Here is a 13860-nt window from a genome sequence, read left to right as displayed (position 1 = left end):
AAGCAATAAATAGGTTGGCAATACAGCTGGTCTTGCTGAACCCCACCAAGCATCTCTACTAAAGTATAGGCATTACGGATTCAATGAAACGGGAGAAAAGTTTCGCGGAGCTCACCAAAATAGACTGATTACCGCCTGTTAAGGCTGAGAGGCTTTCTCGTTCACTAAGCGCATAGTGTAGCTATAGGCGTACTTTTTATCCAGTAGGCGGTACTGGTCGTGGGGCAAGGCCCCCAGCTGTTGTCGCCGCCCACCCCGCGCTGCTTTAGATCTACTTGTAAGGTCACGCCGCCGCGCTTCTTCAGGTCGGTGGGGTGCTGCTGCTTTTTGGTCAGGCCAGGGTCGAGGTCCTCGGTGCGGAAAGGCAGGGCGCTAAAGCAAATGGGCTGCTGGCGTCCTTCCACCCGCAGGCCCAGCCCAGTCTGATCGGTCAACGTCAGCCAGCGCACGTCCGTGCGGTAGCCGTTTTCCTGGGGCCGGATATAATTGCGCGTATACTGCCCGTTTACCGAGTCCTGGTAGGTGCCCAGCAGGGCTGCCGTGCTGCGGTCCGAGTAGTTTTCCCAGGGGCCGCGACCATAATATTGAAGGCGGTTAAAGCGGCGCGGCAAATCCAGACGCATGCCAAAGCGCGGCATTTCGGGCAGGTCCCGGCCAGTTAAATCAATAGCCGCCGTCACCTGCACCGCCCCGTCGTTGCCGATGAGGTACTCCACCGTGTACGGCGCGTTGATGTCAGTAAGCTGATATTCCACTTTGATCGGCAGACCGTTGGCGGACTGCTCACCTACGGTTACCCGCTGTACGCGGCGGGCGGCGTGGGCCGTGCGCCAAGCGCCTAGGCTCTGGGGCATACCGTTGCCGAAGTCGTTGTCAGTGGGGGCACGCCAGAAGTAAGGCTCGGGGAAGCCGTCTATGATCCGCTGGTCCTGCAGGCGGTAGCTGGTTAGGCGACCCTGCTTGGTATCGAACTCGCCGCGCACCTGCCCGGCGGCAAACGTTAACTTGTCGCCTTCCCGTTTCACGTCCAGCGCGCCGGCTCCACCAGGGGCCGCGGCAAAGTACGAGGCCGCGGGCGTCAACAGGAACTGCTCCCGGGCTACCTCGTGGCCGGCGGGCACCAGCGGTGCAGCGGCTTTGGTCCGGGCAAACACGTTCAGCACGTACTCCACCCCGGCTTCCGGCTTCAGCGGGGGCAGGGCCAGCTTCACCTCCTTTTGCTTTTGTGCCTCCAGCTTGCCCACGGCAAACGTGCCGGACTTCGTGACGAGGCCGTTGCGCAGCAGCTCCCAGCGGAAGCTGTAGCCGTCCAGGTTGCGGAAAGAGAAGCCGTTAACGACGGTAACTCGGCCTTCTGTGGGCTTGGCCGCGCGGAAGCGGATGTCCTGGTACACCTTTTTCACCTCGTAAAGGCCCGGGTGCGGCGTGCGGTCGGCGGCTACCAGGCCGTTAGCGCAGAAGTTCTCGTCGTTCTGCAAGTAATAGCCCCCAGGTCGCCGCCATAGGCAAAGAAAGGCCGTCCGTCCGGGGTTTGCGTTTGCAAGCCTTGGTCCACCCAGTCCCATATGAAGCCGCCCTGCAGGTGGGGCTTGCTGCGAATCAAGTCCCAGTATTCCTGAAAGTTTCCGGAGCTGTTGCCCATGGCGTGCGAGTACTCGCACATGATATAGGGACGCGTTTTGTCAGTGGCCTCGGCGTACTTTTTCATCGAGTTCATGCTGGGGTACATGGGACTCACGATATCCGTGTTCACGTCTTCGCCGGCTTGCTCAAACATAATAGGGCGCGAGGGGTCGCGCTGCTTGAGCCAGGTGTAGGCGTCGTGAAATACGGGGCCGTTGCCGCATTCGTTGCCTAGGCTCCAGATGATGACGGAGGGGTGGTTCTTGTCGCGCTCCACCAGTCGCTCGATGCGGTCGCGGTGGGCTGCGGCCCACTCGGGGCGGTAGGCCGGGTGCTGCTTTTTATCGAATGGGGCTTGAAGCTCAGCCCCGTAGCCGTGGGTCTCAATATTGGCTTCATCCACTAAGTAAAAGCCGAGCTCGTCGCAGAGCTTGTACCAGCGCTCATCATTAGGGTAATGGCTGGTGCGCACTGCATTCACGTTAAATCGTTTCATGAGCTCCAAATCCTTGCGCATGCCGGCTTCTGTCACCACCCGGCCGGTGGTGGGCTCTAGCTCGTGGCGGTTCACACCGTGCACTTCCACTGGGCGACCGTTCACCAGTAGCTGGGCATTTTTGATTTCCACCTTGCGGAAGCCGAGGCGGGTGCCGGTAATAGCTAGGGTCTTTCCCTGCACATCCTGCAGCGTAAGGCGGCACTGGTAGAGGCTGGGTGTTTCCGCCGTCCAGGGGCGAACGCTGTTGGGGCGGCCATAGAGCTTTACTGTCTGGGTGCCGGCGGCGCTGCTGGCAGCGACGGCCTGCTGCTGGCGTAGCACACTTTTGCCATTGGCATCCAATATTTCCACTAGTAACTGCCCACCAGGGGCGGCAGCAAAGGAGCGCAGGGTCACGTCAGCCGAGAACAGGCCGTGTTTGTAGCTCGGGTCCAGGTCGGCGTGAGTAAAGAAATCCCAGATAGTTTGCTGGGGCAGGCTAGTAAGATATACGTCCCGGTCAATGCCGGAGAGGCGCCAGAAGTCCTGGTCTTCGAGGTAGCTGCCGTCGTGCCAGCGCAGCACTTGCACGGCCAGTTGGTTGTCGCCAGCCTTCAGATACTGCGTAATATCGAACTCGGCCGGCGACTTAGCCACCTTGCTCATGCCTACGCGCTGCCCATTCACGTACACCACCGCGTAGCCCGAGATAGAGCCGAAATGCAGCAGCACCTGTCGGCCCGCCCAGCCCGCCGGCACTGTGAACGTACGTCGGTAGGTACCCACCGGGTTGTCGCGCCCGTCGATGTAGGGGGCGTTCTTAGGGAACGGATACACGATGTTGGTATAAATCGGCGTGCCGAAGCCTTTCACTTCCCAGTTCGAGGGCACCTCAATGGTTGGCCAACTCGCGTCCTGGAAGCCCGGCTGTGCGAAATTGGTGGGCCGCTCGGCGGGCGGGGGGCGTAGTGAAATTTCCAAGTTCCGTTCAGCGACTGGTAGTAGGGCGAGCGGGCGTAGTCATCCACCGCGACGTCCGCTGCGCGCTCATAGAGCATAAAGCTGGCCCGGGGCTTTTCCTTGTTCTGCTCCACTACCTGCGGATTTTCCCACTCACTGGGCGACGGCTGGGCGGCGGCCAGGCTCCCACAGAAAAGTAGTACGGCCGTTAGGAAACGGGAATGAGCCATGGTGAGTTGGGCAAGGGCGGATTTTACAGCCGACACGCAAGGAGAATTTTGTTGCTCTGGCTATGCTTCCACAAAATTAGAACCGGCGCGCGGCGTGAGCAGGGTCTAATTTCAGTGAATAGCGGGGGCTGATTCGTCAACATCCTTTACCCAGGCCCCAACGCGGCCATTACCACTCTCACTTCATTTCGCCGGACGGGTAAACACCGCTAACTGAGTGGGGATTAATTCACTGGTGATAAAGCCCCCGTACACGCCCCCCGCCCCGGCAAGGCCGATACTTAGGAGGATGTCATCGGCATCGCTGCCGCCGAAGACAAGTTGGGGCACTATTCCCAAGCCAAGCAGGCCCGTGGCTAGCACCACTCCCCTACCGACATCTGCTTGCCAGCTGCAGCAGCGGGTGCTTGGCCAGTGGTATAATGCTACAAACGGGAGGTAGCCGAACCACCCATAAAACCGTATCATGAAAAAGCCATACAAAAATTCTCCTAAGCCCACCCGCCCGTTGAGGCATACCGCTATAAGAACCGCTACTAACAAGCTGGCTACAACGAAGGCTATTATTTTGCCGGCGCGTTTCATGGGGCTCTTTCCTTGGCTGCTTGTTTTTAATGCCCTGCTGGTCTCTTGTCCAAATAGCGGTACATCTCACTGGCAGCCAGCAAAAAGGCCCCCACCCCGAAGTTGGTAGTCGAGTTCTGATTCACTATTTGGCCGGGAATGGCTTTCTCGCCGATGGGCTGCACGTAGCCCACTGTGCCGTCGGGCTGTAGCGCCGTGGTCGTCAGGTACTGCCAGGCGCGCTGCACGGTGGGCAGGTATTCCTGTTGATCCAGCACGCCATGGTTGATGCCCCAGAGCAGGCCGTAGGTGTAGAAAGCTGTGCCACTGGTTTCGGGCCGGGGCGTGCGCGGGGTCCAGCAGGCTGCGCGTCCAGTAACCTTCCGGTTGCTGGGCCTGTTTGATAGCCGCGGCCAGGCCGCGATACTTGCTGAGGTACTCGGCCCGGTGCGGGTCGCCCGTGGGCAAGTCCTGAAGCACCTTCGCCAGGCCCGCCAGCACCCAGCCGTCGCCGCGGGCCCAGAAGTCCTTTTTGCCGTTCGCCGACTTATGCTGGGGATACACGTACTTAGCATCGCGGTAGTAGAGGCCCGTTTCGGCGTCGTACATGATGCTATTAGCGTAGCTGAAGTATTCGTGTAACTTTTCCAGATACTGCGGGTTGTTGGTCACCTTGTAGAGCTTGGTCATCACCGGCATGACCATGTAGAGGCCATCGGCCCACCACCAGTAGTCGGATTGAGGAGTGCTCATCTGGTACTCCATCACCTCCCGGGCGCGGGCAATGCGCTGGGGTTCGGGCTTGAGGTTATACAGGTCGATGTAAGTCTGAAAGCAGATCTGCCAGTCGCCAAACAGCACGTGGTCCGCCGTTTCGCCGTACTTATATTGCCAGGTGGCGCGGTCATCCGAGGTAGCGCCCTTCCACTGGTTGTGCTCGGCCCAGGCCTCAGCGTACTGGCGGTACTTTTCGTTTTTGGTGACGGCGTACGCGGCCATGTTGCCCGTTTGGTAGGCGGCCGCGTCCCAGAACGACCACACCTGGGGCGGATGCGTGGCCTGCCAGTGGTCGTTGACTTTGGTGATAAGCGCCAGTACCGCTGCTTGCTGAGGCTGAACGTGCGCCGTCGAGGTGGTTTTAGCGGTCGTGCAGCCGGTGGGCAGCCCCAGCAGCAAACTTGCGCCGAGCAGGTAGGTAGGAATACGGTTCATGTAGTGAAAGGCTAGGTATAGTCGCTTTTTCTTGACTCGGTAGGTAGGGCTGACGTTTCGTCTACCCCCGGCCCTCTTTTTCAATAAGTAAGGAGGAACCAAACGGCTCTTCAGGTAAATCAACTTCCTTGGTATAGCCTCAGGGCCGGTGGGGCTTGCCTACGACCAGCTTATTGCCCGCGACATCGACTTCAAACAGGTGCGGAATGCGACGGTACTCTCCATTAATGTCTTTGTGGCTGTGCGCCGCCATCAGGAGCTGACCATTTAGCGTACGGAACAGCATCCCGTGTCCGTAGTTGGGCGGGGTGATGGGCACTTTTTCCTGCACCCAGGGGCCATCGAGAGTACCGCCAGTCGAATACGCCACGCCTTGCGTGTACACGTCGTACACCCAGCTAGTCCAGATCATACCCAGGCGGCCGGTTTTGGTTTGAAACAAGTAAGGTCCATCGGTTACTTTGTTGGGGCGCGGGGGCCAGTACGCGGGTTCTCCCGGCTCCAGGGTGAGTCGCTGGCGCGAAAGAGCAGCTTGCTCTCTCCTACCGTACCACTCAAATCAGGCTTCAACTCAATCTTTTCAATGGTGCCGTTCAGGTTCTGCAACCACTCGTAGCAGTACACCAGGTAGGGTTTGCGGTCCTTATCTACCCACAGGGTGCCATTAAGGGTAGGCTTGTTAGCGGGTAAGTAAGTGGCCTCCTGCAGGGGCACGTAGGGACCGTCCGGTTGGTTGCTGACCAGCACGTGGCAGGCCCGGCGCTCAATGGCATTGCCCTGCACGGTATCAATCTTGACCGCTGGGTTGGTGAAGGTGGCGAAGTAATAGTACTTGCCCTGGTAAGGATGAATTTCGGCCGCCCAGATCATCGGCCTGGGCCCCATCCAGGAAGCAGGGTCGGGCTGGGCCACGGGGTAGGGACCATCCCAGCGCTTCAGGTCTTTGCTCTTCCAGAGCAGACCGCCCGTGCCGGTCATGTAATACTGGTGGGTCCTCTGATCGGCCAGGATAAAGGGGTCGCTCAATCCAATCGAGTCAAGCAGAACGTTTCTTCGGACGGCTGGTAGTTTCACGTCCTGCGCTTTGCTGGCTATCACTAGCAGCAGGCAGATAAATAAGGCTAACCACGTCGTTTTCATACGTATCCAGTGGGTTGGCACCATTGGCTCCTTGCTATTTTTCCACCATAATCGGTGCATCCCAGGCCCCAAGCGGTGGCTCGACCAAGACCCAAGGATAGGAGCGCTGCCAAGACGATTTTTAGTGTAGTTAAAAAAGTACTTGTCGAAAAAGGCTATTTCACCTTCACGGGCTTGATGCCGGCGTGGGTGGGCACCACGGGTTTGATGCTGCCGTCGGCGTTGAATTCCAGCTTATCAAGGCACACTTCGCGGTGGTAGCCGGCGGCCTTACCCATCGTAATACCTTTCGGATAGGTGAAGCGGTGGTACACCAGGTACCACTCGTCACGGCCCGGCACCTGAATGGTGGAGTTGTGACCCGTGCCGTAGATTCCCATCGAAGGGTCTTTGCTGACAACCAGGTTGTTGGCCGGCACCGTAATCTTGCCCAGGGGCGTGGCCGAGGTGCCGTAGCGCACCCGATAATCGGCGTCGCGGGTGTCGTTCTCGCTCCACATAAAGTAATAGGTGCCGTTGCGATACAGCACGTGGGCGCCCTCCCGGAAGGTAGCGTCGGGCGTCATCACCTGCGTGGTGCCGGGCTTCAACGACACCAAGTCGTTGCTGAGCTCGGCCCCGGCCATGTAGCCGTTGCCCCAGTACAGGTAGAGCTTGTCGGTTTTGGGGTCACGGAATGCGGCCGGGTCAATTTGCTGACCGCCTTTCACGCCCTCGGGCAGCTTATCGAGCAGGGGCTTGCCGGTGTCTTTGAACGGGCCCGTGGGGCTATCTGACAGCGCCACTCCAATTTTGCCCCCCGCGCAGAAGTAGTAGGCGTAGCGGTAGCCGGTGGGTGTTTTCTGCTCGATAATGCTGGGTGCCCAGGCACTCTTCTGCGACCATTTCACATCGCGCGGCAAATCCAGAATCACGCCTTCATCCTTCCAGCTCACTAAATCAGCTGACGAAAACGCCTTGAAGTAGGTGCCAGACCAGCCCGTGAATCCGTCGCTGGTGGGGTAGATATAAAATTTGCCGGTTTTCTCGGCGTACAGTATCGCCGGGTCGGCATAGTAGCCGTTCAGGGCCGGGTTGTGGGTTTCCGTTACGCTGACCTTATAGCATTGCTTGGCCGCGCCCTGCCCTACTGTATAGGTCACGGGACCTTTCGTGAAATCCTGCGGACCGCTTGGCATTACGTTCAGCCCCAGGTCAGGAAACTGGGGGTTGAAGGACTGAACATTGGTGCCTGGCAGCACCAGGAAGGCCGCGTTGCCGGCGACGCTGTCCACCACAGTATTATTCTGGCGGATAGCGGGATTCTGGGCTGTCAGCAGCGCGTCGGCGGGGCGGAGCCAGCGGGTAGCTAGGCGGCTGGCTTCGGCGGCCGTGATGGGCAGCACGGTGCCGTGCCGGGGATGAAAATTCATGCTTACCTCACTATCCACCACTGCAAAGTTTTGCAGGTCGCGGGTGCGCGTGAACTGGTATTTGCCCTTCGTGTACACGTCGTACATCAGGATGTAGTCGTGGGAGTTGTTGAGCTTGAACGTGCCCGCCCCTTCCACCGGGTCCGTGGTTTGCTGCACGTACGGGTCGCGCAGCACGTAGCCTTCTGTTAGCTTGTCCGACACGGCGATTTTAATGCCGTTGCCCTGGCCTTCGGTTTTGAAGAACAGGTAAAACTTGCCGTCTTTCGCCACGATGTCGCCGTCGATGCACGAGCCGTTGGTGGGGCTGAAAAACAGCTGCCTGGGCTCCCCTTCCAGGTCGGTAAAGTCTTTATTGGCGTAGGCGTAGTATATTTTATCCGGGTCGTTGCCGTGCTTCAACGAGAAGTACACCAGGTACTTGCCGGCTTGGGCGTCATAAATCGTTTGCGGCGCCCACACCCGTTGCAGGTTTTCCTGGCCGGGATAGCGCTTCTGAAAGTTGATGGCACTGGACGTCCAGGTGATGAGGTCGGTGGAGCGCAATAGCACCATGCCCCGGTTGGAACTCCAGCCGTTGGCCGACACCATATCCGTGGCGACCATGTAGAAGGTTTTGCCGTCGGCCCCGCGCAGAATATGGGGGTCGCGCACGCCGTCCGTTTCGCTGATGGCGGCCGAGCTGATAATGGGCTGGTTGCCATTTAGCGCCGTGTACTGATAGCCGTCTTTGCTGAGGGCAAACCGGATGGCTTCCTCTTGCTTCTCGTTGCCGGTGAAGTACGCAAACAGGTAGGCACTGTACTTCTCTTTTGTTTGCGCTTGGCCTACTACAGTCGAGGCGGCCAGCCAGGAAGAGAGCAACAGCAGAGCAAGATTTCGCATAGTCGTATGGTTGGGGTAAGGACAATGAACGAGCGGCACCACCCAGTGCCCCAATCAGGTTCCCACGCCTGTCTGGCCACTTCTTCCTAGGAAGCAAAGGAGCAAAGTCTTATAATCACGTCCTACTCCCCTCCCACCACGAAGGAGAAACGCGACCCTGCCCTGCTCCGGTTGGTACCGCCCGTTGCGTTGCCGTCAGCTACCTATTGGGGGAAGCTGCTTAATTGAATTTTAGTTGTTTTCTGGTGCCGTCCGTGAAAAGAACTACTGGGCCGTTGCCCGGATCGGAGTACGTTATTTTCTTGACCGGCAGCAGTTCCTCGTTTTTCCAGGGTTCTCCAGATTTTTTCCAGAGCATCAGCGTGGCGTACACGGTGGGCTTAGTGGGCGCCGGCACCATCGTGGCCGCCACGTTTAGGATAGTGCTTTCCGGCTTCACAGGGTTCAAGCCCTTGGTGTCAAGCGTTTCCACCTTGTCCCAGCCGCTGAGCGTTACCAAGGCGAGCTGATGGGTTCCGTTGTCGATAAGCTGCACGGGGTGGCCTTTTACCTTCCGGGTTGTGCGTTTTATCGTGCCCGTCAGGTTGGGCAGGGCGTAGTGGCCCAGGCGCGCGGCCACGGGCTCGGTACTCACATTCTGATCAATCCGCAGGATACCATTGGGCAGGGGCAGGTCGGCCAAGCGGAGCTTGATGTTGGGGTTGGTTTCCAGCTCGGCCGTGCGGTAATACACCCCGTCCTCGTATTTATTGAAGGTATAGAGGCGCAGGGGCTCCCACTTGTTGTCCTTGTTCTTGAACACGTAGTTCATGGCCACCTCGCCGTCCGGGCCATCCGCTTGCCACGGAAAGGCGCTGTTGTAGCTCAGACGGTTATAGTTCTCATCGCCCCGATAGGGGTCCGTGCTGCGCTGATGCGGGGTCGTCCGGATTTCGGCCGCGCCGCTATTGGGGTAGTCCGTAATGAGCATGTTGGGTCCGGACTCGAACTTGCTCCGCGCCGTGCCTTTTGTCAGCTCCTTGCCCCAAGGCCCCTCATTTTCAGTAGCCGTCCAGAAGGGACTATCCGCCGGCACCAGCAGGCCGAGGAAGGCCTTGCCCATCCAGAACACGCTGCCCCGGCAGCTGTAGGGCTGCACGGCCGGCTCAAAGGCGCCGTAAAAGCCGAGGGTAGGAACGTTATCCTGTAAAAAATCAGGGTTTTCTAAAAACTGCAACAGCGCGCCCGACGCGATGCGCCGCATCCAGCCAAAGTTAGTGCTTGGGTCGGGTTGAGCCCCATGAGCGGAAATGGCACCACCGCCCCGAAGCGGTAGCTGATGCTACGGCCCCACATGATCATGTGCCCGTCCCGCCCAAACATATAGGGGTAGTTTTCCTTCAGGGGGGCAAAATTTGCCGCCAGCTGCGCGGCTACCGCGGGGTAGTGCTGCTGCCCGTAGTACAATGCCCAGAGGCAGCCGTACATCTGGAACGCCCACATGCTGTAATAGTCGAAGGACGGCGCGTCGTCGTACCAGCCTTCGCCTTTATAGTGGGTCAGCTGCTTGTGCAGGTATTCTTCCAGCAGCTTTTCGTTGACCGCGTAGCCCCGGCTTTTAAAAAAGCTCAGGATGAAGATGTTGAAATACCGCCAGTTTTGCGGGACGGTGGGCCCGTCGCCGTAGCTGAGCATGGTTGCCGCCAGGGCCTTTTTCGTCGTTTCGGGCAAGGGGTCCCACAACAGCTCGGGGGCGGCAAACAAGGCTACGGCCAAGCCGCCGAACTCCACCAGATTTTGACTGGGGCCCCCGTCTTTCGCCCGGGGCTTGATGTAGGTGTCGCTGGCGGGGTCCGCCAAGCGACCCAATTGGTGGCGGTAGTACTCAGCCACTGGAATGCCGTTCAATTCCAGCGCCGGGTTTTCCTTCAGCAGCGGGGCGGCCATAAAGAGGGTGCGGCATAACCCTTCGAGTTTCTCGGTCGGCACTTGGCCCAGGTTGCGCGGGTAGCTTTTGCCCGGCTGCTGGGGAAACTGCAGGGGGTCATCCAGGCGATGCACGTAGCTGAAGGCCCCAGTAAGCAGGTGTTGGGCTGCGTCCTGCCAATGTTGGCGGGTCATGCCCGTAAAGGGGCTTCGCTGCCGGTCCGGCTGCTTCACTTCGAAAAGTGGCAACTTCAGGGACGCCGGGGCGACGGCGGTCTTAAAGGGCGGAGCCGACGGGGACGGCTGGCCGTGGGTTAGGCTGGCCGCCAACAGACCGGCCGCCAGCAGCCCCAGCCGCCGCGGGATGGTGCGGCGCAGAGCAGGTGGAGTGAACGAGGGTAGCAGGGGGTGGGAAGTGGGCATACTGCTGTTAGTTGGTTTTATGGGCCTCGCCCTGGGTCCCGACCACGTCGAGGATGGGCTTGTCCACCCCCGTGAGCTTATCCTGCTGAGGCTTCAAGAGCTCCAGCACGACTACCTCATTCGAGCCTTTCTTTAGCCATTCGGCGGGTACATACAGGGTTTGCTGGGGCCCAATTTCCCAGTAGCGGCCCAGGTGGTGACCATTGATCCACACGCACCCCTTCCCCCACTGACGCATGTCAAAGTAGGTGTCGGCCGTTTTGTCCAGGGTAAAGGAGCCGCGGCGCAGCACGGGTCCATTCCCCAGGGCAACTGACTTAGCCCCTGGGGCTTCTGCGACGTTGGAGATGTCATCGAAGGGCAGACGGAAGTGCTGCCAGCCTGTGAGCTCCGTACCCGCGAAGGTGACTTGCTCGGTGATGCCCTTGCGGTTCTGATTCAGGAAGGGCCGAAGTTGAGGCGGCCCAGGTTTTCGACCAGAATTTCTAGCGTGACGCGGCCGGGGGGCAACGTTAACTCCACCTGGTCCTGCTCCAGGCGGCGGTCCAGGGTAGCCACGCGCCGCCCGTTCACGAGCACGACGCCGTAGTCACGCAGATCCTTGATTTTCAGGATGCCCTGGCGGCCGCCGGGCACCAGGGTGCGGTACAGCACGAAGCCATAATCCTGATTCAGGTCCTCGAAGGTCTGCGGCTTGGGGCTGACCACGGGCTTGGGCAGCGCCGCCGTCAGGGTGGTTACCTTGGTCAGGCTGATCGTGGGAATCCGCATCGCGGGCTTGGCCGCGGGCACCGGGGGCAGCGTGGTGCCCTTCGGCAGGTGCTTTTCGATAACGCTGCGAAAAGACCGGAACTTAGGCGTGGCGTTGCCGGCCTCATCCAGGGGCGCATCGTAGTCGTAGCTGCTGATTTGGGGCTCGAAGCGGGTGCCCTCCCCCTTGTAGTTGGCCCCGTTCATAAACCCGCGGGTGGTGCCCCCGTGAAACATGTACATATTAATGGAGATGCCCGCCGCCAGCACCGAGTCGAGGCGGGGGGCATATTTTTCGGCCGGCACCGTGTGGTGGGGCGTGCCCCACCAGTCAAACCAGGCCGGGTACCACTCGGCAATATAGAACGGGCCCTTCCCGCCGTGGTAGGTGCGCACGAGCTGTTTCACTGCCTCGGGCTTGTCCAGCCCGTTCACGGCGGGCAGCAAACCGGGCAGGTGGCCTTCTTTTACTTTCTCGGCCGGGTCGCAAGTGTACAGCAGGCCGTCGAAGCCCGCCTGCTCGAACATCTTGCGATTCAGGGCCAAATAGTCCTTGTCGCTGGCGTAGAACCCGTACTCATTCTCCACCTGCACCATCAGCACGGGGCCACCATGGTTGACTTGCAGGGGCGCCAGGTGCTTGGCCACTTCCTTCAGGTAGCGACCATAGGCAGCTAAATATTTGGGTTCTTTGCTGCGGACCACCAGGCTTTTATCCTTCTGCAGCCAGTAGGGGTAGCCGCCAAATTCCCACTCCGCGCACACGTAGGGGCTGGGCCGCAGCACCACCCACATGCCTTCCTCCTGGGCAATCTTCACAAAGGCGGCAATGTCGTGGTTGCCGGCAAAATCGTACTTGCCGGGCTCCGGTTCGTGCGCGTTCCAGAAGACATAGGTGCCAATGGTATTCAGACCCATGGCCTTGGCCATGCGGATGCGGTGGCGCCACGCTTCCCGCGGAATGCGCGGGTAATGCAGCTCGCCCGAAATCATCTGAAACGGCTTGCCGTCGAGCAGGAAGCTCTCGTCGCCCAGCGTGAAGGTGTGCTTAGGCGCTTGCGCATGAGTGGAAGCTGCCGCTAGGGTTAGCGCTCCCATTAGCAAAGCCCGCAAAAGGTGCTTACGCATAGTGACGTATTGTTATTGATTGAAAAAACTCAGGTTCCACTGATCCAGCCAGCTGATGCTCGGCCGGTTGTTCTTAAACTGCACGGGCAGCCATAGGTAACGGCTGTCTTTCAAATCCTTGGGGTTCCAGCGGTCGGCCATGAACATAAAAGCCCCCCGCTGGCCCGCTACCGGCAGCACGAAGGTGGACTGCCCGCCGAAGGTGAGCTTGGCCTGGGGGCCAGTCATAGGGTCACCCAGTAGTTGCCAGGGACCAAACAGGGAACTGGCTACGTGCAGCGACGCCTCGTTCAGGGCCCAGCCAGTGCAACCACTAGTGATAAGGTAGTATTTGCCGTCTTTCTTGAACACCGCCGGGGCTTCCCGGTGGCTGGCGAAGAGCAGCGTATCCTGGGTCGTTGGGGTCAGGTAGTCGTCCGCTAAGCGGGCTAGCCGCAGGTCGTAGTTCTCGCGGGAGGAGTAGATATGATAAGCCGCGCCATCCTCGTCCACGTACAGGCCCATGTCACGTGACATATGGTTATTGGGCCGAAAGCTGCTCACATAACGGAACGGGCCGGTGGGCTTGTCCGCTACGGCTACGCCGGCTCGGGCCGCCTGGTAGCCCTGGCCTTTTAGCTCCAGGTGAAACCACATCACATACTTGCCCGTGCGCTGGTTGTAGATAACCTTGGGGCGCTCCATCAAACAGCCCAAGGCAAGGTCGTGCGCCGGATCCGAAGACGGGGTGAGGGCTTCGCCTTCGTACTGCCAGTTGTAGAGATCCTGCGAGGAATACACGTTCACGCCCTCCTCCTGGTGCTGCGCGCGCTTCTCCCCGTACCAATAGTAGGTGTTGCCTACCAGCAAGATGCCCCCGCCGTGGGCATTGATGAGGTTACCGTCCGTGTCGTACCACAACTCGCCCGGCCTAAAGGAAGTGTACCGGGTGGGGGCTTTTCCTGCGGGGCCTCTCCTGGGCCTGACTGCGCCGGGGCTTCGGGAGCCGCTAGCAGGATGACCAGGGGGAGGAAAGCGAGGAAACAGTTTCGCATGACGAACAAGGATGAAATGGAGTAGGCCCAGCGGGTAGCAGACCGAGACCGGGGGCGGATGGTAGAGCGGCGTTGGGCCCGTTGGAGAATCTAAAAGTACTGACCACCCGCCCCGC

Annotated in this window: 8 protein-coding genes and 2 pseudogenes; all 10 read right to left on the bottom strand. The window is 59.6% G+C overall.

Features of this window, described 5'->3' with window-relative positions; all coding sequences use genetic code 11:
* Nucleotides 1-164: 164 nt before the first annotated feature.
* The 10 genes and pseudogenes from H9L05_RS26575 to H9L05_RS21160 all read right to left on the bottom strand — a co-directional run bounded on the left by H9L05_RS26575 (nucleotide 165) and on the right by H9L05_RS21160 (nucleotide 13610).
* A complete protein-coding gene (locus H9L05_RS26575) occupies nucleotides 165-1478 on the bottom strand; it encodes a beta-galactosidase small subunit family protein (protein ID WP_317175214.1) in 1314 nt (437 codons plus the stop codon).
* Nucleotides 1439-3082, bottom strand: a complete 1644-nt coding sequence (locus H9L05_RS26570) for a glycoside hydrolase family 2 TIM barrel-domain containing protein (RefSeq protein WP_317175213.1) — start codon at nucleotides 3080-3082, stop codon at nucleotides 1439-1441. Before H9L05_RS26570 ends, H9L05_RS26575 begins: the two co-directional genes overlap by 40 nt.
* A gap of 820 nt (nucleotides 3083-3902) precedes the next feature.
* Nucleotides 3903-5067: pseudogene (locus H9L05_RS21190) on the bottom strand (glycoside hydrolase family 88/105 protein).
* Nucleotides 5068-5206: 139 nt separating this feature from the next.
* Nucleotides 5207-6207: pseudogene (locus H9L05_RS21185) on the bottom strand (glycoside hydrolase family 43 protein).
* Between the two features lie 155 nt (nucleotides 6208-6362).
* Complete coding sequence (locus H9L05_RS21180) at nucleotides 6363-8504, bottom strand: family 43 glycosylhydrolase (protein WP_187734502.1); 2142 nt, start codon at nucleotides 8502-8504, stop codon at nucleotides 6363-6365.
* Nucleotides 8505-8724: 220 nt separating this feature from the next.
* Complete coding sequence (locus H9L05_RS25460) at nucleotides 8725-9747, bottom strand: DUF2264 domain-containing protein (RefSeq protein ID WP_187734501.1); 1023 nt, start codon at nucleotides 9745-9747, stop codon at nucleotides 8725-8727.
* A complete protein-coding gene (locus H9L05_RS25455) occupies nucleotides 9708-10832 on the bottom strand; it encodes a DUF2264 domain-containing protein (protein ID WP_187734500.1) in 1125 nt (374 codons plus the stop codon). Before H9L05_RS25455 ends, H9L05_RS25460 begins: the two co-directional genes overlap by 40 nt.
* A 7-nt stretch (nucleotides 10833-10839) precedes the next feature.
* A complete protein-coding gene (locus tag H9L05_RS24420; protein WP_223285021.1) occupies nucleotides 10840-11124 on the bottom strand; it encodes a hypothetical protein in 285 nt (94 codons plus the stop codon).
* A gap of 146 nt (nucleotides 11125-11270) precedes the next feature.
* Nucleotides 11271-12710, bottom strand: a complete 1440-nt coding sequence (locus H9L05_RS21165) for a glycoside hydrolase family 35 protein (RefSeq protein WP_223285020.1) — start codon at nucleotides 12708-12710, stop codon at nucleotides 11271-11273.
* 12 nt (nucleotides 12711-12722) lie between these two features.
* Nucleotides 12723-13610: a glycoside hydrolase family 43 protein gene (locus H9L05_RS21160; protein WP_187734499.1), complete on the bottom strand. Its 888-nt coding sequence runs from the start codon at nucleotides 13608-13610 to the stop codon at nucleotides 12723-12725.
* Between the last annotated feature and the right edge of the window lie 250 nt (nucleotides 13611-13860).

It is taken from the genome of Hymenobacter qilianensis (genome assembly GCF_014489555.1).
In the GTDB taxonomy this organism is placed as follows: Bacteria; Bacteroidota; Bacteroidia; order Cytophagales; family Hymenobacteraceae; genus Hymenobacter; species Hymenobacter qilianensis.
The sequence above is the reverse complement of the archived record's forward strand: the minus strand, read 5'-3'. Positions and strand labels throughout refer to the sequence as shown.

Excerpts from the sequence above, each read along its gene's own strand:
- H9L05_RS21165 (WP_223285020.1), bottom strand. The coding sequence starts at position 12,710 with ATGCGTAAGCACCTTTTGCGGGCTTTGCTAATGGGAGCGCTAACCCTA.
- H9L05_RS25455 (WP_187734500.1), bottom strand. The coding sequence starts at position 10,832 with ATGCCCACTTCCCACCCCCTGCTACCCTCGTTCACTCCACCTGCTCTG.
- H9L05_RS21180 (WP_187734502.1), bottom strand. The coding sequence starts at position 8,504 with ATGCGAAATCTTGCTCTGCTGTTGCTCTCTTCCTGGCTGGCCGCCTCG.
- H9L05_RS25460 (WP_187734501.1), bottom strand. The coding sequence starts at position 9,747 with ATGCGGCGCATCGCGTCGGGCGCGCTGTTGCAGTTTTTAGAAAACCCT.